The sequence below is a fragment of the Desulfosarcina alkanivorans genome (assembly GCF_009688945.1).
GTDB classification, from domain to species: domain Bacteria; phylum Desulfobacterota; class Desulfobacteria; order Desulfobacterales; family Desulfosarcinaceae; genus Desulfosarcina; species Desulfosarcina alkanivorans.
This window is the reverse complement of sequence record NZ_AP021874.1, coordinates 2,241,679-2,266,872: the sequence shown is the minus strand read 5'-3', so window position 1 is coordinate 2,266,872 and position 25,194 is coordinate 2,241,679. Positions and strand designations below refer to the sequence as shown.

Genomic DNA, 25,194 nt, shown 5'->3' with positions numbered 1-25,194 from the left:
GGCAATAGGGCCCCACGGGCTGTCGCCCCAAACTTGTGCATCACTCATTAAAGGCTTCTGCCTGTCGAACGCTGAGCGGTTCATTGGATGGCAGGTGCTATTCCTTAAGCCCGAAGATGCCACACGTTGTGAGCCCCATGCAGAACCGGGGGGATTCAGTTAATGGAGACGACAGCGCCCCCCTGAAGAAAGGGCCTGGGACCGTCCCTTTCGAAAGATGGCGCCCGGAGGGCATTTATGCGGATGACAGCCGCTTCGAACAGGGATATGCGGTTGCCGGGATGACCCATTCGGCGGGGCTAACAGGGAACTTTCCATCGATGGCCCGGATCGAAGGGCGGTTTCGCCACCAACGGCGGGTCAGTTCTCGAAGGATGATATTTCCAGGTGAACGGACCCAACCCGGGGCCTTTGGCATCGGTACGGAACGTGGGGCCATCACTAATTGGAAATAGCCTCATAGTCCGGGGTCTTTGCATCACAGTACCCATATGCCATGTCCATAACGATGATGGAATCGGGATCATCCAGATTTTCGATGGTTACCTCGTCATAATAATCCGACGCAAATACAACCGCATGGTCGACGGATCCGTGAACGTCCAGATAGACGGCAGCGAAATCACAGACATTGTCCTTGTCAAAATCCACGAATATCAGGTCTCCGACGCTTAATCCGGACCAATCAAGGGCCTGACGATCAGATTGGACACAGCATTGTTCAGCGAATAGGAATATCCTGTTTTCTCGGCATCAGCCAACTCGATGCCGTCTGTCTGCGCATAGCCGAGATCGGTATGGCATGACGATGGAAGCCGGTGCCGTTTTCAATCGTCGATTCCAAAACGACCCGGCAACCATTTATTGTAAACGGTCCCGGGGAAAAATGACCCAATTGTTTTTTTAACCCATCGGATTGTATTCATTTGCAGGGGGCCGTCGATGCAAGGCGCCGGGCATGGCGCAGGTCCAATGCCCGAGAACGATGCAGATGCGGCGCCGTGTGGACTTTATGATTGGATTGTCTATAAGTCGGCAGATTCCTCTAACCGCCCAATCTGCCGCAATGTAGAAAGATCATCTGATAAACACCACTGTTCAATAACTTTGCCTCCCTCGATCCGATAAATGGAGATTTCATCGAATTCCACTTTTTTACCCGCTTCCTTGATTCCCGCATAGCTTCCCAGAAGCGTCCCCGTGGAGACATATCGTGTGACAACCTTATTGCCCTCGGCGACCATATCGACAACCTCTTCATGCCAGTCCGGAAATGCTGAACGGATCTTTTCAATGGCCTGACGGACGCCATCCAGGCCGCGGCTTTCGTGCTCTGCCCAGCCTTTCGGCCAGTGGACGATGCAATCCGTTGAATACACCTCAGGGATTGCTTCTTTTTCTCCAGAATTCCAGATGTAATGCAACTGCTTGATCAGTTTTTTCTTTTCTATGCTTTCCATCATTTTTTCCTCAGAATTTCATTTTGAGAAGTCTGACAGATTTCTCTAAAGAGACGGTGTCTCATCACCTTTGTCACCCCTCGAAACCAAAAGGCAACGGCAGCTGCACCCAACCATCCTTTTCTTTTCGGCCTCCCAGAAAATTGGAAACCGATATCCCCAGCAGCCGTACACGCTTTGGACCGGCTTCGGTATTGGCCAGCAACCTTCTAATGGTTACCGAAACCAAATCCATGTCGGCGATCGGGTCCGGAAAAGTCACACTTCGTGTGACCGACTGAAAATCATGGTATTTCACTTTCAATGTCAGGGTCAGGCCCTGGCGATCCTCACGACGCAATCCCTCAATAACCCTTTTGGCAAGGTCCTGAAGAATATCCATCATCTGGTTCGTGTCGTCAATATCGGCCTTCAGGGTGGTTTCCTTGCCGTAGGATTTTCGTTCGCGATGGGGTTCCACTGGCCGGTCATCCCTGCCGTGGGCGATGTGATGATAGTATATGCCAATCTTGCCAAAGTAATGAATCAAGTCATTGAGACTGATTTTTTTGAGATCCGCGCCGGTTTTTATCCCAAGGTTGAGCATGCGTTCCTCGGTGACCCTGCCTACACCGAAAAATTTGCGGACAGGAAGATTGTCAATAAACGCAGGTGCCTTGTCCGGAGTGATCACGGTGATGCCGTTGGGCTTGTTGCAATCCGAGGCAACCTTGGCCAGGAACTTGTTGAACGATACCCCGGCAGAAGCGGTCAAGCCGCCTGTGTTTTGAAAGATCTGCCGCCGGATCTGCCGGGCGATCTGTGTGGCCGAGGAAAGGCCTTTTTTATTCTGAGTGACATCCAGAAAGGCTTCATCCAGCGACAGCGGTTCCATCAGGTCGGTATACTCTAAAAAAACTTCCCGGATCAGACGGGAAACTGACCTGTAAACATCAAACCGGGGGCGAATGAAAACAGCATGGGGACATCGTTTGTAGGCGGTGGCACAGGCCATGGCCGAATGGATCCCGAACTTGCGGGCCTCATAGGAACAGGCGGCCACGACGCCCCTGCTCTGCGGATCGCCGCCGACAATCACCGGTCTGCCTTTTAGTTCATGCTTGTCTCGCTGCTCCACCGACGCGTAAAAGGCGTCCATGTCGATGTGGATGATTTTTCGAATTCCGTACATAGCGCTGCATACATATACGAAAAACGAAGGGTAGAAAACCATGGTAATACAAATGCTGAACATCAACCGGTGAATTATCCTGCCCCCGCACTTGAATTGCCAGATAAATATGCTGTTCAACCGTCCACTTGCAGAAACATTATAGCCTGCGCTGTGCGGCCTCCATGGTGCCGGCTTGCGACAGATAGGGGCATGATGGGCCACCAACAAAGGAAACGGGTGTAATTCATCAAAAGGGTGGCCAGCGTCTCGGTATCTTTGCCGATAGGTTTGGGCGGCCCATGTCCTGGTATTTGACAGTCAAGGTTATTTTTATTAGGTTTTGACCATATTCCATTCAATTTTGCTATAGTTCATCTCAAATTGCTCGTAGGACTGATCTGTCGCTGGGTAACATACACTATCGTCTGGCCGATGAGATCTCCCGTCGCCGTTTACCGGTTTTCCCATCGGCCTTGAAACGACACGGGAGCCGGTTCAAAAACGGAATTCCGATTCCTCATGCCTTGCCGTAATCGTGTCGAGCAAAATTATGCCATGGGGCTGTCACGAACATCTTCAAATGATTCTGTCCAATCACGGGATCTGGTCGTCATCGCGCTGCTGGCCATCGGCTACCGTTTGCTCTGTGCATCAGTCATCGCCGACCATCCTTTATTTCAATTCCCGATCATCGATGCGGGGTATCATGACGGTTGGGCAAAACGCATCGTTGCCGGCGATATTCTGGGCCATGGCCCTGACGATGTGTTCAAGCCTGCTCTCTACGCCTATTGGTTAGCGGGGGGGTATGCCCTTTTCGGACAGAACATCTTCTGTATTCAATGGGTTCAGTATAGTATGGGGATTCTGTCGTGTATTTTGGCAGCGATTCTGTCAGCCCGCCTGTTGGGGCGCCGTGCAGGGTTCTTCAGCGGTGTATTAAGTGCTCTCTACGCCCCCTATATCTTTTTCGAGTCGCAACTTTTGACACCCGCCCTCAGCATCGCCTTGAACCTGTCGGCAATGCTATTTCTGGTCGGGTCCAGATCGCGTCCCGCCAACACACGATTTTTATTCGGCGGCATTTTACTTGGGCTGTCGGCGGGAGTCCGGCCGGACGTACTCCTGCCGGCCGGTCTCGTTGCCGTTTATCTGTCGGTGGAGGGCAAAAAGAGGGCGTTGAGGGGCACAGCAGGGCGTACGGTCTTTCTTGCAGCAGGTATTGCAGCTGTTCTTTTACCGGTCACCATTCGAAATTATGTCCTGACCACTGAGATTATCCCGGTATCAAGCAACGCCGGAATCAATTTATACAGTGGAAACCATTTGTCAGCAGATGGCATTTCCGCAATCCCCGTGGGGTTAAAGTGGGAGCGGCTTGTTTCAAGGGTTCCCCAGGACATCCTCGAAAAACCCGGAAAAGCCAGCCAGTGGTGGATTAGACGGGCGCTTGGCGATATGTCCGAGAATTATAACAGGGCCCTTTCAAGGATGGTGAAAAAAGGGCTGGCTTTTTTTAATCGCCGTGAATTCCGCAACAACATATGCTTTCATTTCATGCAGGAATCAGCATGGCCCATGCGTTATCCTTTTTTACAGTTCGGTATCATACTTCCCTTATCGTTTTGCGGCCTGATAGGGATGGCTAAAAAACGGGACCGGCAAGTCCGGTTCGCATTCAACCTCTGCCTGTTATGGATAGTCGGTTATCTTCTTGTGGGGGTCGTATTTTTTGTAAATTCACGTTTTCGAATTCCGGTGGTTCCCTTTTTAATGATTCCGGCCGGGTGGGCGCTCAAACGGCTCGCTGATGACGTGTCTGCCAGGGATTGGCGTTCTGTCGGATATCGAATGGCCTGGTTTTTAATGGCTGGTCTCATTTCATGGCCGATGTGGTTTGGAAAACCGCAGCATGACTGGGTCAGGGACTATGTTAACTTAGGAAACGCCTATCAATTCAACCGGCAGACTGAGGACGCTGAAAACGCTTATCGAAACGCACTTGAGGTTACGTCTGATCCGGATGCACACTATCTTCTTGCCAAGAGCCTGTTTGCCAGAAAACAGGTCGCTCAGGCCCTGCACCATATTCAGGCTGCACTTGCGCGAATGCCGGAATCGCCTGATATATTGATGCTGGCAGCCCAGATTTCCCTGGTAAATCATAATCAACAAAAAGCTGGAGCGTTCTTGAGGCGTCTGATCGAACTTTCCCAGGACAGCAATCTCTGGCCCAAACGTGCGCAATGGGCGACGGCACACATCATGCTCGCGAATCTGGAGCCGTCCGAAGCCGGTTCACACTGGAAGCAGGCATGGCTTGTCGATCCGGTTACAGCCGCAGAGGCGTCCTTCCTGGCCCGCAAAGACATGTCACGCGTCCTGCAGACCTTTCAAACAGAATCCGAGAGCAAGCCCTGGGACTGGTATGCTCAAGCAAACTACGGCATGGCACTGATTGAAACCCGTCAGGTCCATCAGGCCCTCGCCCCCCTCGCCCGTGCTTCAGAACTTGCACCGCAAAAAACCGGCCTGCGATTTCAGCTTGCAAGAGCCCATCACATGGCCGGCAATGCCCGGGAAGCGAAGGCAATCCTTGTTGAACTTCTGCAGGTTTTGCCAAAGGGGCCTATGCGGAACCATGTTGCCGCCCTGTATGCTCGACTGTTTTCCAATTAGTGGTCATCCGGAAATAGTTGAGTTGGGTTGAGATTGAGGCGCGCAACACAGATATCGGGCAAATTGGCCATTTCTGGACGGGCTCCAGCCAGACGTTAGGGCCTGTGATTCTGCAAACTCCTGCCGGATACTCGAGACGCCAAATTCTTTATTGACAATTTTAGTGATTCAGAATTTAATTCAAGATTAATCCTGTATAAAAACCTGATAAACAGCACCGGTTGAGGGGCAAAAATGCCATCCTTCCGTTTTTTCTCAATTATATGCCTTGTTTGTTTTTTTACGGGAACGCTTTTTGCCTCGCCACCGCCGGAAGAGATAGAAAAGAAAAATCTTGAAGCCAACCTGATTCTGATCGGCACCGTAGAGCGCATCGGCAAGATACTCCTGCTCGATGAAAAACCGCCTCCGAAAAGGTTCGAGACCGCAACCGAACCATCATCCGAGAAAAAACAGCTGAGAGGGATGTTTATCCTGAAGGCGCTCCATGTTGTCAAAGGCCGAAAAAAGGTCAGCCCTGGAGATGAAGTGAAGATTGTTTATCGTCTGCCTGAAGAGGCGCCCAGGGGCATATCATCGCAAGTGTCAGGAATTCTTCCGGTCAAGGTTGAATCAAAAGATCTCGTCGTCATCTTTATCGACCCAACTGCTAATGCTGCTTTCTATCAGCCCGTTGCCGGAGGGGCTTCGGTGGTCGTTATCGGCCCTTTTGCCGCCCTCGCCGGAAATACCGACAAAAAGATAAAACCCGTCAACCCGAAAATGGGCAATATTGGCAACAACTGATGCCTCATGGAAAAGATCATACCCAAAACAGCTGAAAAGTCGTCAGCAACAGCGCAGATGCCCCTGCTGCCATCTGTGGCCGATTCTTGCCTGTGATCCGGATCGGGGCGCCGGCAAGTTGAAAAGACGTCAGTGGCATGCGTGATGACGATGCGTTTGCATGCGTCAGTGTGACCATCCGCCGACAGGTGTGCGTGATCTGAAAATGAATGCTTGACCCGTTGTGAATGTCTTTATCGGCAAGCAGGTATTATTTTTTCTTTTTACCCGGGAAGCGATTACCTCAATTTCATGGTTCGGAATATGCCTATGCACAGTAGGGAGGTAACATTCCGATAATAATCATGCTTTTAGCTTTCGTCGGGTTGGGTTCAATGGTTTGTCTGTTGCCGTTCATCCTGGTTGGGGTAAGCTGAGCAAGACATGTTTCATCCACCATTCTGATCGTTGAAATGCTGACAGCGTCGTCCGCCCACTCCTGTTTCTCTTGATCGCCCAAAGTTCTACAAATGGTTCCGGTACCAGCTCAGATGCGTATCTTTGCTGGACAGGTACATGTGACCGGTTGTTGACATTCATCGGTGACGATCGCCAACCGTCTACAGACCGATTTCAAATCTGGAGGCTGCCCAAAAGTCCTGGAAAGATCTGAGCCTCTGAGCCGGTAGTCTTTATCTCCTGTTGATCGCTGCGGTACGGATCAACAGCAACCAGTCCGCATGCCCGGTGCGCTGGAACGCTGCCATGGCAGCGGGTGCCGTCGATAAAGGTGCTCGGGCCGGCTATCGTTTTAGATTCCTCTGATACTGGCCTGCGTATTATTTGATTGCGTTTTTTGTGGGCCAAATGGAAGCATTTGACCACCGGGTGTTTCTATATTTTTCGAGTCCTGGTTCGTAGATAGATGCATACGCTGTCAACGCGTACATGCCTGCATGTGAAGATTTCTCAGCCGTACCTGTGCCTGCAGTCTCCTGAGCCGCCTTAATTGTAACTATCCGGCATGACGTGAGTTGCCTCTCAAACTTTGCTCATTCTCTGTTTGTCGTTGCCTGCCAGCGGAAATGCAAGGTCTCGGTGCCGATAAGAGTTGAGTTTTAGACTGTCCGGCTAATTAAGGAAGCTTGTTTCAGGCTCAGTCGAGGACCTTTTGGCAACGGCGTATGTGCATGCGCAAGTGTAACCTGAACCCATTGGCGTTTGCAAAAAGGAGGTGAGGGCATCAATCGTCAACCGAAGTAATGGTAAAAAAGATGTTGGGGCTACATTTTATTCAACATGAAGAGAGGTTTAACAAGGAGAGTACCCTATGAAGAAAATCTGTGCATTTTCAATTTTAGTACTGCTTCTTTCCATTTTTGTGTTGAGCTCGGGAGCCTATGGGGGTGCAACATTTCTCTACGAGCAGAATGGAATGAGGTATTACGAGGGGCACGATGGCCGAATCATTATTGGCCGCCAATTCGGTGTGCCGAAACTGCTCACCAGTTCCCCGGATTACGACTGGTGGTACGGTTGTTCGCCGACCTCGGCGGGCATGATGATGGGCTACTACGATATTAACGGTTACGGCGGCCTGGCTTATCCCAACCTCGTACCGGGAGGCGAAGCAGAACTGAGCACCTTTGGGAATCCAGGCGCAATTGCTAACGACACCATCGCAAGCCAGGCGCATATTGACGATTTTTATGTTACCTTCGGACATCCGGGGCCTGACGCGTGCAACAATGCCGATCCCACCACGTGCCATGATTTTGACTGCCTCGCCGATTTCATGGGAACCAGCCAGGCGCAGTTGGGCAGTACGGATGGAAACACCTGGTTTTACACTTTTAATGATGGCAGCCCATTTACACCGGCCGATGCGGAAGCCAATGGCCTTGAAGACGAAAGCGGCATGTACGGCGTCAGGGAATATGTCCAGTATGCCGGCTACAATGTCGACACCATCTATCATCAACCCGTTTACCCCGTTCATGCGAGTGGGGCCGGGTTCACGGCGGCCCAGTACCGGGCGGAAATAGACGCCGGGCGGCCGGTGCTCATCAATATCGAGGGGCATAGCATGTTCGGCTACGGCTACGATTACGATTCGATCGAGCAGATGACCACCGTGTACGTGCATGACACGTGGAACCCCGGGGACGACCACACCTTTACCTGGGGCGGGAACTATGATGGACGGCAGCATCTTAGCGTGATGCCCCTGACGGTTTCCGGTGGCGACGAGGAGGAATGCGATTACTGCCTGGAGGATGCCTTTGGATACGTCTGGTGCCTGAACGAGATCAAGAGGGACGGCCTGGGGATCTATCTGAATGGCGACTGTGACGCGTCCGGTGACGATAAGGACGCCCTCGCGCTCTATCGTTGGGCCAACGGCGCATTGACCATGACGGCTTATGGCGGCAATGGCGTTGTTTTCACATACAATGGTGGACTGGGCAACACAAGCATGTGGGTCAATTCATGGGGAGGCACCGGCACGGTTGTGGTTGACTACTGCGACAGCGTCCAGGCGGCAGACAGTCCGTCAGATGGGGCCGCGCCAAACGATGCGGAGTAGGCAGGACGCTACCTGCGCAAGCCCGGTAACAAAATGGATTTGGTTCTCAATACAGTTTGAGTGTAAATATAATTACGGGAGGTTATAAAATGAGAAAACTCATCCGAGTCGTACTGTTGCTGGCCGCCTTGATAATGGTGTTTGGCGCCGGTTACGCATTCGCCTTCGTCGTCTGTGGCGTTGACAGTGACTCCCCGCCGGAACCAATCGCCGGTCAGCCTGCGGGGCGGGATATCCTTGAAGCCCCGGCGGGCGCCGTGGCTATCGGCTTTGACGAAGACGAGGAACCGTGTAATTTTTACCAGACTACAGCTCTCAGGAACAAATACAGCAGCCTGGGCGTTATTTTTTCCGGACCTGCCGCCTTGGATGGCGGGGGCATTCTGGACGAATGCGGCAATTTTTTTGTGAGCGGGCACAGCTCACCCAATTTCCTCGCATTCAATGTGGCTGCCTCTTTTTCAGACGGCGGCGTGGCCCGCGGGCCTCAAACCATGAGTTTTTCACCCACCATCAGCCACCTGCAGGTCAATGTCGGGTCACCTTATGCAGGTACTATTCGTCTGTTTGCCTTTCGCGGCGCAACGCAGGTCGATTTTGATTTCGTTGTGGGGCTCAGCGCCTTGCAGACCTTGTCGGTGTCCGGGGCCGGCATCGACAGGGTGGAGATCACTTTTACCGGAAATGAATTCGGTGGGGTGCTTGTCGTTGATGACCTTGCCTTTGTGCAGGAGTGCGATTACTGCCTGCAGGATTCGTTTGGTTACGAGTGGTGCCTGAACGAGATCAAGCGGGACAGCGTGGGGATCTATATGAAGGGGACATGTGAAACCGATGTCGCAACGCGGGGCGCCGAAGCGCTCTACCGCTGGGGCAACAGTGCCCTCGACCTGGTCGCATATCAAATTGATGGCAGCTTCGCCTTTATGTACAATGGCGGATTGGGTAACCAGAGCCAGTGGGTCAGTGCGTATGGCGGAACCGGCACGGTTGTGGTGAACTATTGCGGCAGCAGTCAGGCAACTGCAGATGAAACAGAGGGACCTGCACCCGACGGGCAGTAATTGATTCATCCTAAATAAAATACACCGGGGTCGCTGAAAGGCGGCCCCGCGTTATCCAAACGAGCGGTGCACGGCTCATTCACATCACCATCCTCGAAGCACGGCGATTTTCGCATTGCTTTTTTTTGCGGTGTGTGTATCAACTTCAAGGGTTATGTGCCTTCTTCATTTTTTACCTGAATGAAGCCCCATGCGTTCACGATTGAATCATCAGGCCAGGCTTTTTTGCGGGCCCCGGCTGTAAAGGCGATATATCTGGTTCAGCACCGTTTCACCCACTGTTGCCCATGCATAGATGGCCCGTTTCCCGATTCCCTGATGGACAACAGCTTTCACCAAGGCCATGAAAAATAAAATTTATAAGCCGATATTCATTGTCGGGTGCGGCCGGTCCGGAACGACAATATTCTATAATACGCTGGCATGGCATTCTGATTTGGCTTGGATCAGTTATTATTCGAATCAATTCTACACCAGAATGCCGATCATAGCTTGGTTAAGCAATTTATATCGTTCGACGCTGGTTAATAAAATAATGAAAAGACGGATTCCTACGCCTGATGAGGGATATCGCTTATGGAACTGGTGTAAGCCGGTTCTCAATTCCCCGAATGATCCGCCACTTGCAGAGGGTGATGTCAAAAAAGCCGATGCCTTGCGATGCCACAAAATGGTCCATGACCATATTCGATATTCGGGAAAAAGAAGGTTTATCAATAAAAATACACGAAATTCCAGAAGAATAGCGTTTCTCAATCAAATATTTCCGGATGCTAAATTCATTCATGTGGTAAGGGATGTCAGGGCTGTTGTCGCCTCTTTTCTGAATGTTGATTGGTATAAAAATTTAACGCCTTGGTTCATTGACCCTAAGAATAACAAATCAAGGCCAGGGATCGAATTCGATCCAGTCGAACTCGCTGCGCAATTATGGGAAAGGGAAGTTGGGAAAGTGATTCATGATGCGGATTGTCTGGCTTCTAACCAATATATTGATTTAAAATATGAAGATTTTACATCTGATCCCATATCAACATTAAAACAGGTATGCGATTTTTGTGAATTAGGATGGTCGTTAGAATTTGAGGAATTTATAAGGTCCATTAATATTAAAAACATGAATTACCGTTACAAACAAAGACTGACGCACAAACAGATTATGCAGGTAAAAAAAAGCGTAAGTCAATTCGCAGGTCCACTTGGCTATATATTGGCTTGAGGTAGCTGGCCCGTAAAATTCGGGATCAGTTTGCCTGCCTGCACATCGCCTGGAGCTAGACCGGCTATGGGTAAAGTCCTCCGGGCCGAACTAACCGGCCGGCTTTCCGGTGCACTTCAATGCGGGCGATTGTTTAAACGCACTGTAAGCCGCTAAAAACGGACCGGCCGGGAATGACATAAAATAAACCATTTTCGAACCATCACACCTTGTTGTTGGGAATATATTTACACATTTTGAAAATTTTTTCATAATATTTCCTTGGCTATCCCGACAAATACATGCTATATGTTAAATTAACTCATTGATTATCCACTGATTTATTTATAATCATTTTTTGCATATAATTTGCATTAAAATTTGGTTAAATCCTGCACCAATTCTCAATATAAAACCTTTTGCCCAAACGCTTTGGGCTAAGACGTGTAAGTTCACAATTTTCTTGCATACGTACGCCAGTCGTAATGTTTGAAGTTGAGCGAAATTCAGAATGTTTGTTCGAATTTTCTTCTGATTTTGCCAGGACTGCCCAGTGTTTTTCGAAGATGGATACCATCATGGGGGCAACAGGCCTATTTTCTCATGGGGTTCATTGCCTTGGCCCTCCGGTGCTGCATGGACGTTAACTGTATCCTGGTGCGCTTCAGGGATTGAAAGTCGCCTTTGATCACCATCGGGCTTTGGTAACCGCAGGCGGTATTTTCAAGTTTGAACAACTCGTTGGCGTCAGGAAGAACGCCTCGTCAGCATTCGCATGCACCAGATCCATATCATCCGCTCCAGTCGATTCAACCAGGGGGCGCTTGACCTTGGATACAAGCAATCTGAAACGCGTGGTTTGGATTCGGGCATATAAAGTCGTTTTGCGACCAGAACCCCTGCGGGGGGGGGGGGGGCGGACGTAGGGAGCCTTTGTATCGGCGAATTTCTAATTGCTCTGTAATGTCTTTTCTAGGAATAGTCGCCTCTGGAATACTTCAAGGACCAGTTGGCATGCCAGGACAGGGACTGCTGATACTGAGCTTCACGGATGTAAAGGAGACTTCAACTTCGGGCACAATATTAAAGCTTATAGTTGGGCGAACACTGTAATCGTCGGGGATGATCGATCGAAATAACAGTTCAGATTGATTATCCCCAGGTGTATCGGTTCCGCCGAAGTTGTGGATGAATTATTTGGCAAAAATGCGCGCCAAAAGTCGGCGCAAATATTTTGCCGAAAGGTTAGTACTCCAATACCGGGTTGCCCTTATTCAATTTCCCTACGGTTTGAAAAAATTGTTGCACAACTCATATGTAAATACCATTCCAATCAGATAATTGAACTTCAATTTCCTGCATGTATTGAGCTCATAAAACGGATCTGCACAGAATCTACTGCTGAATTTATCTGAACCGGCGCTTGCGAGAAAAGGCCATTGGGAACTGTTTTTCTGTCTACTCGCGGTCTACCAATTCATTCGGGACAGTATAAATTAACAATGGATTTATTGCGCAGAAAATTTTTGCTGAATGCATTTAAGCTGTTCGATGTTTTGAACGCCGGTTTTTGTTTGATTGTTTCAATTGTCTGGGGCTTTGATAAAAGCATCAGGATGTCGTTTCATCAGATTGCGGAACTTAAAATCGCCGTAAACAATATTATTTTTTTTCTACTCGCTCTCCTTATATGGACGACCATTTACTCGTATTTAAACCTCTACCGTTCCAAACGTCTGGACAAACCCGTCAAAGAAATCTTGGACTTAATTCAAGCTTCATCAATTGGGTGCCTGCTGATATTTTTTGAAGCCAAACTGTTTTCGGTAGAGGTTATCGACTCCTACACAATTATCCTCTTTCTATTATTGAGTACCATCATCGGTATTACCAGCAGAATCATATTGAGACTGTTTCTTCGAGTCGTTAGAGTCCGCGGACGAAACCTTCGTCACATGTTGATAATCGGAACGAATCCACGGGCAATAAAATTTGCTGAAAAAATTGCTTCGGCTCCTTATCTCGGCTATCAGATTATTGGTTTTGTGGACAACCAGTGGTTTGGGGGAAATAAGGACAATTTAAAAAGAAAAAGCCTTGTTTGTGATTTTGACAGTTTCCAATCCTACATACGTAACAGTATAGTGGATGAGGTTATCATAGGCCTTCCTGTCAAATCTCTATATGATCAAGCATCTAAAATCATAACAACTTGTGAAGAGCAAGGGATAAACATCAGATACCTTTCAAATTTATTTGATGTTAAGGCTCCAATTTCAGGGAATTGTTTTTCAGATGAAGAATTATTGATCCATATAACACATAAGAATATGGATTTTTATCCCTCTTTTATAAAAAAAACCATGGATATTATTCTATCGATAGTTTTGCTAATCGTATTCCTCCCTCTGCTTGCCATAGTTTCAATTGCGATCAAAATTGATTCTCCAGGGGCAATTATTTATAGTCAGAAGCGTATAGGAAAAAATAAGCGAATTTTTAAGTTATACAAATTCCGGACAATGTACGAAAATGCTGAAAAAAAACAAGCTGATCTGGAATCGTTGAACGAGGCGACAGGGCCTGTGTTCAAAATCGAGAATGACCCGAGAGTTACCCCTGTCGGAAAGTATTTGAGAAAAACAAGTATTGATGAGTTACCTCAATTTATCAATGTATTAAAGGGAGAAATGAGTATTGTTGGTCCCAGGCCTCTGCCCGTCAGAGATTACAAGGGTTTCAGGGAAGATTGGCATCGGCGACGGTTTAGTGTTCGCCCGGGGATAACATGTCTTTGGCAGGTAAATGGACGAAGTTCAATTCCCTTTGAAAGGTGGATGGAACTCGATATGGAATACATTGATAAATGGTCCTTGTGGCTGGATTTAAAAATAATATTAAAAACGATTCCTATTGTTCTTAAGGGCGCGGGAGCATTCTGAAAGTCGATATCCGGATAAAAATTAAAAAATGTATACAGACTATTATCATTTAAATTCATTTCCTTTTGAAAACACGCCAGATCCACGATTTCTTTTTCCGTCAAAAAAACATCGGGAAGTTTTAGCTTCATTACTTTATGGTGTCGAAAATTCAAAAGGATTTATAGTTTTGGTAGGAGATATTGGAACAGGTAAAACGACTTTGATTCATGCCCTGATAAAGGAAATCAATCCATCCTACCTAATCTTCAATAGCATTAATCCGGAATTGAAAGTTGCTGAAATCATAGAATACATGACGAAAAAGTTGGGAGTGGTCTCAGAAAATAGAGGTCCATTTGAAGTGCTTGAAGTTTTTAAGGAGAAGTTGAAAGACCTAAGTAGTAAGGATATTAAAGTTGTGCTTATTATTGACGAAGCGCACCTTCTTACAGAATCTTCATTGCAGAAAATAAGGTTACTATCAAATCTGGAAAGTGCCAGTACTAAATTGATCCAAATTATATTGGTAGGTCAGAATGAACTATATTCGAAGCTTCGAAAAAAATCATTGAAAACATTATCACAAAGAGTGGTAATAAATCGATACTTAGAGCCATTAAGCAAAAGAGAAATTAAGAACTATATTGAGCATAGGTTACGGGTTGCAGGTAGGAGATCACAAATATTTACAAAAAAAGCAATTTCATTAATCAGTTCAGGTAGTCGGGGGTTTCCGCGCTTGATCAACCATATTTGTGATAATTCTCTTCTTATCGGTTATGCTTTGTCGGCAACCGCTATTGACCATCGCATAGTTAAAGAAGTGCTCGACGATATGAACTTCAAAAAGAGAAAAAAGCTCTGTAATGTAAATAATTACAACGCGTTATTATGGGTGGGTGTATTTTTTTTGATTGTTTTTTCGGTTTTCTGGTTCTCGGATGGATTATTAAAATATTTAGAGTTAAAAAAAGATAATGGAAAAGTTAAAATTACTACAAACTCAGAAAATATAAGGAAGGATAAGTTAGCCGGATCTAATCAAAAGAAAAATAAAATATCGATAAAAGCTCAAATAGAATCTGAAGTTACGAAAAATCAAGAAAAAAAACTTTTAAATGCTGTTGGTTATGATCTTGAACCAAAGGATAAAGATGAGACCCGAAAACCAGAAGGATTAAATGGAAAGAAAATAAATTTGGAAATAAAAGATGAATATAAGGATCTACTATTAGAAAAAAGATATTCTAAAGATAGAGCCGTCCCAATTACAATTAAATCAGAAGTCATGACTAAAAAATCATATTTATATCAAAAAGGCTACAGAAAGGATATTCACACAGGACCGTTTTCAAATAATAGTATCTCAGAGGACTATGTTGAAAAAACAGAACATGATAAAAAAAGGGAAGAAAATATATTTCATTCAGATGAAGAGAGTACAACTAAACAAGATGAATTTTCAGAGGGAAGATTAGGAGAAAAAAAGGATGAGAAAGATAAAAAATTCAGTTTAAAAATAGTAAAAAAAGGTGAGAATCTGTCAGAGATATCGCATGATTTTTATGGCGTATCAATGGGAGTCATTATTGATCTAATACAAAAGGCGAATCCTCATTTATATGATATAAACAAGATTTTCCCAGGCCAGAAATTAATTTTACCTCATTTTGAAAAAAAACATCTTGTAGTAGATGATGGGAATGGCAAATACCTAATTCATTATTCTTCGTACTATAATAGAGAAGAAGCTCAACAATCATGTAACCGGTTAAAAAATAATAATAGGCTTTCTGTCATATCCGATAAACAAATACAAGGTGAAAATTTGGTTTATCGTATATATTTGGGATCCTTTAATAGCAGCGATGAAGCGGAAAAGAGATTGTTTGCCCTTAAGCCTGAACATTTATCTTTTATTCTCGAAAAAACAGGAGAGAATGGGTGGAACAAAGCAGAATAAAAAAATTATCAAATCTTTCAATAGAAGAAAAAGTAAACAAAACAAAACGAATCATTATAAGCGGATTAAAAAAATGCCCTTATAAAAATTTTTATTTGGCCTGGACCGGTGGGAAGGATAGTACAACTATGCTGTGGTTATACATTGAAACTTTTAAAGAGAACGGTAAACCACCACCTAAAACATTTTTTATAAATGAAGGTTCTGTTTTTGAAGAAATAATTGATTTTGTAGATCAATTCAAAAAACATTTTAATATTGATGTAACATATCTTAAGAATACGGATGTATTAGAAAAAGTAAAAAATTGTGGAGAGAGGATTCGTATAAAAAACCTAAATAATAGAAATCAGATTGAAATAAAAAATCTCGGATTTACAGATCAATTTCTAATTTTGGAACCGGAATCTTTAGTGTGCAACCATCTTCTGAAAACAGTAGTGATGAACAGTTTTATAGAAAATAATCAAGTTGAAATGGTTGGAACCGCAATCAGATGGGATGAGCAGGGCGCTAGACGTTCAGAAGACTATTTTAAAAACATAAACAATCCATTCCACGTCAGAATACACCCTATGCTCCACTTTAAGGAACAAGATATTTGGGAATTAATACACAGGAAAAATATTCCATTCTGTTCGCTTTACAACAATGGTTACAGATCACTCGGTTCAAAATATTCCACCGTTAAGAATTCTGAATTGCCTGCATGGGAACAAGATTTACAAAACACTATTGAGAGGTCAGGAAGAGATCAAGACAAAGAAAGAATAATGGAACAGCTTCGAGATCTTGGATACATGTAAAGGATAAATATAGGCTATACTAAATGTCTTTATTTAAAAAAACAGAAGATAGAAAAAGGCATAAAACCGTGATTATTGGTTTAGATGGTGTACCCTTCACTTTTTTAAAAAAACTTATCGAAAAGAACAAATTACCTAATATTAGTTCTATAATAAAAAAGGGTCGCTTTAATAAAATGAGTGTATGTTTGCCTGAAATTTCATCGGTTTCATGGTCCTCTTTTATGACTGGAGCTCAATCAGGAGAACATGGTATATTTGGCTTTGTCGATCTTATTCCGGGAAGTTATAAGATGTACTTCCCCAATTTCTCAAATTTGAAATTAAATACTATTTTTGACGATTTAGGCGAGATGTCAAAACGATCAATTGTAATAAATCTTCCGTCAACGTATCCCTCGCGAAATATTTCAGGTGTATTAATTTCAGGCTTTGTAGCCCCCAATTTAAAAAAAGCCGTTTATCCTTCAAATCTTTTTAAAGAATTACAGAAAATAAAATATTCAATTGATATCGATACAAAAAGAAGTCGTTCAAACACTGGTTTTTTATTTCGTTCTCTTGATACGACCCTAAAATCCCGAATGGCAATAGGAGAGTTTTTATGGAATAGGGAACAGTGGGACCTGTTTCTTATAGTCGTAACCGGCACTGACCGTATCAATCATTTTTTATGGAATTCAGGTTCTGATCCCTCAAAAAAATTGCACAAGGACTTTATTCAATACTATCAAAAAGTAGATAAATTTGTTGGAACCTTTTTTACTAAATTTATGGAGCTTCCCGGTTCAAATATTGGTAAGAACCACTTTATGATCCTCTCTGATCATGGATTTACTGGAATTGAATCTGAGATATACATAAATAAATGGTTGGAAGAAAACGGTTTCTTATCATATATCAATAATCACCCATCCAGCTGGGAAGATATTAATCCATCTTCAAAAGCCTTCGCTATGGATCCCTCCAGAATATATATCAATAAAAAAGATAGATTTAAAAACGGATCAATCGGAAAAAAAGATGTAGAAAAAATTAAATCAGAAATTGCTTCCGGTTTAGGAGAGCTTACCTACAAGAACGGGAGTCCGGTGTTGAGGCAGGTATTTGACCGTGAACAATTATATCACGGACCTTATAAAAAGTTTGGCCCGGATTTAGTACTTTTATCTGAATATGGTTTCGACTTGAAGGGTAAAATTGGAAGTCCATATCTTTTTGGCCGTTCAAATCTTCAGGGTATGCACACTAACGACGATGCTTTTATATTTTCTAACAGGGGGAATGGTGTCAGAACAATTTTCGACGTAAAAAATTTAATTTTGGATGAATATCATAAAACATGAATTATTGATAAATACTAACAGTCAATAGAGGAGTTTTTTATGAATACCCAAAATAAATTTATATTCGTCATGATACCATTGGTAATAATCATTATTGGATGTGTAGGACCAACTGTTGAGATTAAAAAAGATGCATATTATAGTGAAAAAATTGTAGAAAAAACATCTAATTATATATTAGGTCAAGGAGATACGATACAAATTACATATTTTTTCAGCACACAACCGAGTGAAGAAGAATATTTGCTTGAAGTGGGTGATGTTATAAATGTAAATTTTTTATATCATCCAGAGACAAACAAACGGGCAACGATAAGACCAGATGGAAAAATAACTCTATCTAGAAAAGGAGATATACGTGCAGCAGGTTTGTCAACATTACAATTAAAAAACAAAATAGTAGAAATATACAGTGATACTTTTAAAAATCCCGAATTAACCATAGAACTGATAGAGTTCAGCCAAGCGCTTAAAGGTTTCAAAGAAGCTGTTAAAAGTGACAGAGGGGGACACAGCAAGACAATGTTGATAAGGCCTGATGGCTATATAAGCCCCTTTTTCCTAGAGACGGATACAAAAGCGTCAGGCCAAACGGTTAAACAACTTGAGAAAACGTTGTCAGCAAATTACAAAAAACGATTTTCCAGTGTTGCCATTTCAATAGCATTGTATTCTACAAACAGCAATTTAGTGTATGTAAATGGAGAAGTAAGAAAACCAGATTCATACCAACTCGTGGGACCAACGACAGTGACTCAAATTTTATCCGAGGCTGGTATTATTTTTGAGACTGCATCTTTAAAAACAGTTCTGGTACTTAGCAGGAGTTTAGATGGAAAGCCTGTAGGAAGGTTAGTGAATATCGAAGACGTTCTTAAAAATGGGAACATTGGAGAAGATATATTTCTGAAACGATTCGATGTAGTTTTTGTTCCAAAAAATAAAATTGCCCAGGCAAATCAGTTTATAGATCAATACATAAATAAAATTATTCCAAGGGATATAAGTATGAATTTTACTTATCGAATTAATCCATAATAAACTTAAATATTTGGATGGAGATTAAATCGTGACACTTAAAGGTTTAAGTTCAAATCGTGATTTATTCAGAACATGGTATTATTGGAAAAAGCAAGCAATTTTTATCTTTATTATCATTGTGGGATTAGTTATTACATTTTCTTATACCGTAACTCCTATATATAAAAGTGAATCTAAAATTCTCCTTTTACCAAAAACAAGTGAAGGTGTTATTATTTCCTCTGGGACTGACGAAAAACGTATTGCACCCCTATCTTTAGAAGATTTAAACACAGAAATCGAATTATTAACAAGTGATGCTGTATTTAATGGAACGGTTGATCTTCTTTTGAAGGATGGATTAAGGTTAGAACAATCACCAAGAATCAAATGGATTAAACCAATAAAAGAAGCTATCAACACATTCCTGGTAGGAATTAAATTCAAAGAAAAAATTTCTGATTTCGATGCTTTTGTCTCAAATTTAAGAAGATCTGTTAATGTTGAACCCGTTGCCAAATCAAATATAATAATAATAAGTCTTTTGTCGGAAAATCCTAAAAATGCGGCGTTAACGTTAGAAACCATGTTGGACATATATATTAAACATCATAATGATGTATTTTCTAAAGAAGAGGGAGTTAACTTCTTTAGGGTTCAAGCTGAAAAATATAGAAAAATGCTAGAAGATGCTGAAAAAAACCTTAAAGAATTTCAGGTAAAAAATAATATTGTAGACCTTGAAGAACAAAATAAAGCCTATATAGAGCTTCTAACTGAGGTAAGACCTGAAATTCGGCATTTAGAAATTTCATTTGATGAGGCTAATAGTAGAATCGAACAACTTAGAAAGAGTCTGAATAATAGTGATAAAGAAATTTTGATAACAAAAGAAATGAGGACAATACCTTCAATTGTAGAACTTGAAAAAGGAGTTGTTCCACTCCTGATTGAACGTAGTGAAATATTAAAAAACTATACTAAAGCGAGTAGAGAGTACTTAGATATACAAAACCAGATACGCGAATTAAAAAATGATATGATAAATGAAATAAATAAAGCAATTAAAACAGATGAATTAGAACTTGAAAGTTTACGAATACGAAAAAGTTCATTACAGGCTAAAATAGAACAATTGCAGCGAGAGGCAAATGATCTTAGCCAGAAAGAAAGTGTATTAAGGAATTTAGAAAGAGAAGTTAAAATTTATAACGATAATTTTTTACTATATGCCTCCAAGGCAGAAGATGCAAATATTTATAGTGAGCGGAAGAAACACCACCTCGCTAATGTTACCATTGCTGACGAGGCTACCTTGCCGGTAGAACCGATTTCACCAAAAAGGCCGCTAATGGCCGTATCTTCAATTATACTAGGTTTGTTTGCTGCATTGGGTACACCTTTCTTTTTAGAACACTTTGATCATACTATAAAAACAACCACCCAAGCAGAAAACAACCTTTCAATTCCGGTAATTTGCGCATTTAAAAACTATTACAATTAATAAAGGAAAGACATGTCACGAACTTATGAGGCATTACAAAAAGCTGGAACATTATCAGATAAAGGGTTACATCCGGTTAAGGATACCAAAAGGACAATTAAAGTACACAATACTGAAAAGAAAGCTAAAAAAAAGCATATTAGACCGGAAATTATCAATCAATTTATGTTTGTTGACCTGAAGGATACGAATGAGATTGGAGTTCTCGCACAACGGATAGAACGTATTTCAATGAAAAGTAAAAGTAAAGTATTTCACTTTACCAGTTCCAGGAAGGGGGAAGGAACCTCTACGATAACTGCAAATTTAATTAGCCATATTATGGAAAAAAAACATTTAGGTAATGTGTTGTTCATAGATGCAAATTTAGAAAATCCAGTATATCATACTGCCTTTGGAATTAATCTAAAACCAGGATTATGTGAATTATTAAAAAATGAAGTAAAACATGAAGATGTTATCACCCGTGTTGGAAAAAGCAATGTTCATATAATACCAGCTGGGTTCGCTTCTTCAATTGAATCATCTAATCTCGTTCAAAACAATTTGATTACCTATATTAATCAAATAAGAAAATTATATGATCACATACTAATTGAATCTTCTCCCATTTTTACTTCATCAGATGCATTAGCTGTAGCTGTTGCCTCTGATACTACCGCATTAGTTGTACAGGCTGGCAGAACTGAATTTGAAATTGTAGAAAAAGCCCTTCAAATATTTAGAGAAAATGAATGCAATATTGAAGGGCTCGTACTGAATCGTGTTAGGCATGTAATTCCTAAATGGCTGTATAACAGAATTTAACTAAAGTTCGGCAAATTCCCCTGAAAATTTAGAAAAAATGAATCAATAATGAAAATATTGTTGGCTTCTTTACATCATGTTGAATATGCATTGGAATTAGCGTTGGCGTTGAGGAAACGACACGTCGTCCATCTTTTGCTCTCAAATAAAAGGGTGGAACAAACTATTGGAAAAAAAAAATTAAAGAAAATTTTGGATAGCAATAATCTACAATATACAATACTTAAAAAATATCCAGGAAAAAACATTAAAGTTTTTAAGAATTTATTAAGTTTAATTCTTCTCGTTTTTCGGTTTAAGCCGAGTATAATACATATTCAAGAAAGCGGTGATATTCACTACCTATCACTATTTCTCTTTAGAGTACCAATTGTTGTTACCGTTCATGACGTTTTACCTCATTTTGGAACGAAATTTAAATATAACACCTTATTGCAATATGTTCGCAGGTGTGTATACAAAAATGTAATAGTTCATGGTGAAAAATTAAAACAAGAATATTTAGACAATTTTAATTCCAAATTGAAATATTTATACTCCATACCTCATGGGAGCTTATTTTCTTTTAAAAATGATGAAGAAAAAATAAAAGAAGAAAAAAATACAATTCTTTTTTTTGGACGAATGGAAAAATATAAAGGACTTAAATTTCTTATTGAGGCATGTATTTTGGTCGAGAGAGAGATTCCGGGATTTAAAGTTCTCATAGCAGGCGATGGAGATGATTTAAAGAAAAGAAAAAATGAATTAAGTAAAAAAATATTTGAAGTTCATGATGAATTCATACCAAATGAAAAAGTATCAGGTTTCTTTAAAAGATGTACGCTTGTTGTTTTGCCATATGTCGAAGCCAGCCAAAGTGGCGTCGTCGCCATGGCCTTTGCATTCAAAAAACCTGTAATTGCAACCAACGTTGGCAGTATACCCGAAATGGTGGAAAACGGTAATACTGGATTAATTGTTTCTCCTCATAATTCGGATGATTTGAAGGATGCAATCGTATATTTGCTAAACCATAATGAAATTAGAAAAAAATTTAGTAATGAAATTTCAATACTGACAAAAAAAAAATTTAGTTGGGACTCAATTTCAATAGAAACTGAAAAGGTTTATCAGGAAGTAATGAATAATAAGAGTAAAAATAGTCCTGTTTTGAATACAAAAAAAAGTTTCAAACGCGAAATTAAACCAATAAGAACTTCAGTTATAACAAATGAAGAAGAATTGGTTAAAATTAAAAATATATGGTGTAAACTTGAAGATCGAGATGTTGAAATTACACCATTTCAAACCTATTTATGGAATAAAACATGGTGGGAAATATATGGGAAAGAAAATAAGCTATTTATTATTATGCTTCATCTTAACAATAAGCCAGTAGCTATTTTCCCGTTTATGATCGCTCATGATAAATATCTGAACGTTACCATAAAAAAAATACAGTTTATTGGCACTGGAAAATCTGATTACTTGTCGCCTATATTAAATATCGATACAAATTTAGCGTGGCTCCATGCTTTTAATTACCTAATGGATAATAACAGACTGTGGCATGTTATTGAATTACAAAGATTACCAATTGGTTTAAAAGCCTTCGAAGGGTTGAACAACTATTTAATTGAAAGGAAGTACTTCCACATTACAAGAAAAGACAAACATTGTCAGGGGTGTCCTACTGTAAAGATTAATACTGGATGGAAAGATTTTCTTCTTAAGGAAAAAACTAAGAAAACAATTCAAAAAATCAGGCATAAATATGCCTTACTTAGCAAAAATGGAACTATTTCATTTTTGTTGGTCAAAGAGAAAAAACAAATTAAACAGATTTTGAATATTATTGCAGAAGTTGAAAATAAATCATGGAAAAAAAACTCTGAAACCGCTTTATTTCATTCGTCAGAAGACTATTGTTTCATGTTAAAAGTTTGTTCCAAATTCGCTGAAAAAGGGAAATTGAGACTTCTTGGAATCTTTGTAGAAAATCGACTAATTGTTTATAGGATTGGTTATTTAATAAAGAACAAGTTTTTCTCTTACAGTACCTCGTATGATCCTGTATATAAAAAGTTCTCACCTGGTATACTTCTTTTAAAAGATACCATTCAAAGTTGTTTTGATAATAGAAATATAGAATATAACCACGGTCGAGGGGAAGAAAAATTCAAAATAGATTGGTCAAACAGCTTGGATAGATTTTACCGTATTTTAATTTTTAACAATCGGTTAAGTTCGCTACTCATTTATACAATAGATAAGTTTATTGTAAGCATTCACGGGGTACTTTGATGGTCCGATTGGCTTCGCAAGTCCCCGAAATCAATACACAAAGGTAAGGTTCCTAACCATCTGGAATAATTCAAAATAAATCTAGATTTTTCTTTTTGGCTATGATAGGGTGCTTTTCATGGCACTCAAAAGACCTTTTTCGGAACTCGATTGGCAACTGACGCCAGAGCCGGTGCGTCATTACATCATGGCTCTGGAACGGACGCTTTTCGATATGGAACAGCGGATTGCACTCCACGAAAAACGGCTCGAGAAGCTCGAGGTTCGGACCCGGAAAAATTCTCACAACTCCAGCAAGCCACCGTCTTCCGATCCACCTTTTGCGAGGAAGAAGAGAAAGCAAAAAAAGAGCAAAAAGGCTAAAGGCGGTCAGAAAGGCCATAAGCCGCACCAGCAGCAAGTGCTGGACCCGACCGAGAGCTATTGGTTGACCCCGCAACGTTGCTCATGCGGGCATTCGGCTTTCGATCAGGAAAAGATGAAAACGTTTTACGTACATCAACATATTGAGCTTCCCGAAATCGAAATGCAAGTCAATCACTATCTTCTCCAGCAATGCGATTGCCCTAACTGCGGTAACGTGGTCAAAGCCATGCTGCCACCTGAGATGTCCACCGGTTACGGTCCTCGTTTTACCGCCTTTATCGGTGAACTGAGCGGCATCAAGGGCATGAGCCGAAACGATGTCAAAAAGTTGTGCGAATCTGTATTAGACATTCCCATTGCCACCGGAACCATCCAGAAAATTGTCGACCGCACCTCAAATGCGCTATTGCCAGTCTACGAACGCATCGGCCAGATCGCCCGACGCTTTTGGTGTAACTACATCGACGAAACATCCTGGTTTAAGCAAAATGATCTGCACTGGCTGTGGGCCATGGTAAATGAACGGGTGGCATTTTATCGTATCGACCCACACCGGTCTAAGGCGGCCTTCGAAAACTTAATCCAGGATTGGAACGGCATTCTGGTCAGTGATGGATACGGCCTATACCAAAAATGGGTGCACCGCCAAACCTGCCTGGCTCACCTGATCCGCAAGGCCGATGCCCTGACGGAAAGAAAGAAACCCGACCTTCGCCGCTTCGGAGAAATCGTCGCCGCCTGGCTGAGGCAACTGGTATCGTTTGCCAAAGAACCTCCCGACTCAAAACAGTGGTCGGATTTTTATACGTTCTTCTTGTTCACCGTCTCCCTTTGGGAGGAGGACAAGACCGATGCTGGTAGACTTGCCCGTCAGATCGTACGGGAAATGGACAGTCTGTGGACCTTTCTCGATCACCATGGCGTCGAACCTACAAATAATCGCGCTGAGCGGGCCTTACGTTTTGGTGTGCTGTGGCGAAAACGCAGTCTGGGAACCCAAAGCGAAAAGGGTAATCGGTGGGTCGAGCGGATCTTGTCACTGAAAGAGACCTGCCGTTTAAATGAAAAGCCCACGTTCCCATTTCTCGTGGAATGTATTGCTTCCTACTTTCGTAATATAATGCCTGACCTTTCCTGGATTTGATTCATACGGGAATATCCCGTGAACGCGTACAGTTTATTTATCCAATTGCAGTTAATTTTAAAAACAACCGCAATAAAAAAAAGGCTGCAAACAGTTCTAAATTTAAGAAAATAATTAGCGTT

17 protein-coding genes are annotated in these 25,194 nt (G+C 42.3%); 14 read left to right on the top strand and 3 right to left on the bottom strand.

All coding sequences use genetic code 11. From position 1 onward, the window contains the following. Window positions 1–441 precede the first annotated feature (441 nt). From DSCA_RS09970 to dinB, 3 genes are all read right to left on the bottom strand, one after another. Window positions 442–651, bottom strand: a complete 210-nt coding sequence (locus DSCA_RS09970; RefSeq protein ID WP_155316294.1) for a hypothetical protein — start codon at window positions 649–651, stop codon at window positions 442–444. 374 nt (window positions 652–1,025) lie between these two features. Beyond that, window positions 1,026–1,463 (bottom strand): ester cyclase, encoded by a 438-nt coding sequence (locus DSCA_RS09965; protein ID WP_155316293.1) that lies wholly within the window; start codon window positions 1,461–1,463, stop codon window positions 1,026–1,028. Between the two features lie 70 nt (window positions 1,464–1,533). Further along, the gene (gene dinB, locus DSCA_RS09960) at window positions 1,534–2,694 is read right to left on the bottom strand and encodes a DNA polymerase IV (RefSeq protein ID WP_231716432.1); all 1,161 of its coding nucleotides are present in this window, start codon (window positions 2,692–2,694) and stop codon (window positions 1,534–1,536) included. Window positions 2,695–3,168: 474 nt separating this feature from the next. Here dinB and DSCA_RS09955 point away from each other — a divergent pair, with 474 nt between their 5' ends. From DSCA_RS09955 to tnpC, 14 genes are all read left to right on the top strand, one after another. After that, the gene (locus DSCA_RS09955) at window positions 3,169–5,292 is read left to right on the top strand and encodes a tetratricopeptide repeat protein (protein WP_167527692.1); all 2,124 of its coding nucleotides are present in this window, start codon (window positions 3,169–3,171) and stop codon (window positions 5,290–5,292) included. A gap of 234 nt (window positions 5,293–5,526) precedes the next feature. Beyond that, complete coding sequence (locus DSCA_RS09950; protein ID WP_155316291.1) at window positions 5,527–6,078, top strand: hypothetical protein; 552 nt, start codon at window positions 5,527–5,529, stop codon at window positions 6,076–6,078. A 1,309-nt stretch (window positions 6,079–7,387) separates the two neighbouring features. After that, window positions 7,388–8,644 carry a hypothetical protein gene (locus DSCA_RS09945; protein WP_155316290.1) on the top strand — a complete coding sequence of 419 codons (1,257 nt, stop codon included), beginning with the start codon at window positions 7,388–7,390 and terminating at the stop codon, window positions 8,642–8,644. Between the two features lie 89 nt (window positions 8,645–8,733). Further along, complete coding sequence (locus tag DSCA_RS09940) at window positions 8,734–9,708, top strand: hypothetical protein (protein ID WP_155316289.1); 975 nt, start codon at window positions 8,734–8,736, stop codon at window positions 9,706–9,708. 343 nt (window positions 9,709–10,051) lie between these two features. Further along, on the top strand, window positions 10,052–10,927 hold the full coding sequence (locus tag DSCA_RS09935; RefSeq protein ID WP_155316288.1) for a sulfotransferase family protein: 876 nt from the start codon (window positions 10,052–10,054) through the stop codon (window positions 10,925–10,927). 1,418 nt (window positions 10,928–12,345) lie between these two features. Further along, the gene (locus tag DSCA_RS09930; protein WP_155316287.1) at window positions 12,346–13,848 is read left to right on the top strand and encodes a sugar transferase; all 1,503 of its coding nucleotides are present in this window, start codon (window positions 12,346–12,348) and stop codon (window positions 13,846–13,848) included. Between the two features lie 28 nt (window positions 13,849–13,876). Further along, on the top strand, window positions 13,877–15,793 hold the full coding sequence (locus DSCA_RS09925; protein ID WP_155316286.1) for an AAA family ATPase: 1,917 nt from the start codon (window positions 13,877–13,879) through the stop codon (window positions 15,791–15,793). Continuing rightward, complete coding sequence (locus tag DSCA_RS09920; RefSeq protein ID WP_155316285.1) at window positions 15,775–16,599, top strand: phosphoadenosine phosphosulfate reductase family protein; 825 nt, start codon at window positions 15,775–15,777, stop codon at window positions 16,597–16,599. Before DSCA_RS09925 ends, DSCA_RS09920 begins: the two co-directional genes overlap by 19 nt. 23 nt (window positions 16,600–16,622) lie before the next feature. After that, on the top strand, window positions 16,623–17,945 hold the full coding sequence (locus DSCA_RS09915) for an alkaline phosphatase family protein (protein WP_155316284.1): 1,323 nt from the start codon (window positions 16,623–16,625) through the stop codon (window positions 17,943–17,945). 39 nt (window positions 17,946–17,984) lie between these two features. Next, the gene (locus DSCA_RS09910; RefSeq protein WP_155316283.1) at window positions 17,985–18,983 is read left to right on the top strand and encodes a polysaccharide biosynthesis/export family protein; all 999 of its coding nucleotides are present in this window, start codon (window positions 17,985–17,987) and stop codon (window positions 18,981–18,983) included. Window positions 18,984–19,014: 31 nt separating this feature from the next. Then, a complete protein-coding gene (locus DSCA_RS09905; RefSeq protein WP_155316282.1) occupies window positions 19,015–20,469 on the top strand; it encodes a GumC family protein in 1,455 nt (484 codons plus the stop codon). A 12-nt stretch (window positions 20,470–20,481) separates the two neighbouring features. Then, window positions 20,482–21,276 (top strand): tyrosine-protein kinase family protein, encoded by a 795-nt coding sequence (locus tag DSCA_RS09900; protein ID WP_155316281.1) that lies wholly within the window; start codon window positions 20,482–20,484, stop codon window positions 21,274–21,276. Window positions 21,277–21,324: 48 nt separating this feature from the next. Then, on the top strand, window positions 21,325–23,562 hold the full coding sequence (locus tag DSCA_RS09895) for a GNAT family N-acetyltransferase (protein ID WP_155316280.1): 2,238 nt from the start codon (window positions 21,325–21,327) through the stop codon (window positions 23,560–23,562). A gap of 118 nt (window positions 23,563–23,680) precedes the next feature. Beyond that, window positions 23,681–25,072, top strand: coding sequence for an IS66 family transposase (tnpC, locus tag DSCA_RS09890; RefSeq protein WP_155316279.1), 1,392 nt, complete (start codon window positions 23,681–23,683; stop codon window positions 25,070–25,072). Window positions 25,073–25,194 lie beyond the last annotated feature (122 nt).

What these genes read in the sequence shown, in the direction of transcription:
- DSCA_RS09965 (WP_155316293.1), bottom strand. Translation starts at nt 1,463, where the DNA reads ATGATGGAAAGCATAGAAAAGAAAAAACTGATCAAGCAGTTGCATTAC.
- dinB (WP_231716432.1), bottom strand. Translation starts at nt 2,694, where the DNA reads ATGTTCAGCATTTGTATTACCATGGTTTTCTACCCTTCGTTTTTCGTA.
- DSCA_RS09955 (WP_167527692.1), top strand. Translation starts at nt 3,169, where the DNA reads ATGGGGCTGTCACGAACATCTTCAAATGATTCTGTCCAATCACGGGAT.
- DSCA_RS09950 (WP_155316291.1), top strand. Translation starts at nt 5,527, where the DNA reads ATGCCATCCTTCCGTTTTTTCTCAATTATATGCCTTGTTTGTTTTTTT.
- DSCA_RS09945 (WP_155316290.1), top strand. Translation starts at nt 7,388, where the DNA reads ATGAAGAAAATCTGTGCATTTTCAATTTTAGTACTGCTTCTTTCCATT.
- DSCA_RS09940 (WP_155316289.1), top strand. Translation starts at nt 8,734, where the DNA reads ATGAGAAAACTCATCCGAGTCGTACTGTTGCTGGCCGCCTTGATAATG.
- DSCA_RS09935 (WP_155316288.1), top strand. Translation starts at nt 10,052, where the DNA reads ATGAAAAATAAAATTTATAAGCCGATATTCATTGTCGGGTGCGGCCGG.
- DSCA_RS09925 (WP_155316286.1), top strand. Translation starts at nt 13,877, where the DNA reads ATGTATACAGACTATTATCATTTAAATTCATTTCCTTTTGAAAACACG.
- DSCA_RS09915 (WP_155316284.1), top strand. Translation starts at nt 16,623, where the DNA reads ATGTCTTTATTTAAAAAAACAGAAGATAGAAAAAGGCATAAAACCGTG.
- DSCA_RS09910 (WP_155316283.1), top strand. Translation starts at nt 17,985, where the DNA reads ATGAATACCCAAAATAAATTTATATTCGTCATGATACCATTGGTAATA.
- DSCA_RS09900 (WP_155316281.1), top strand. Translation starts at nt 20,482, where the DNA reads ATGTCACGAACTTATGAGGCATTACAAAAAGCTGGAACATTATCAGAT.
- DSCA_RS09895 (WP_155316280.1), top strand. Translation starts at nt 21,325, where the DNA reads ATGAAAATATTGTTGGCTTCTTTACATCATGTTGAATATGCATTGGAA.
- tnpC (WP_155316279.1), top strand. Translation starts at nt 23,681, where the DNA reads ATGGCACTCAAAAGACCTTTTTCGGAACTCGATTGGCAACTGACGCCA.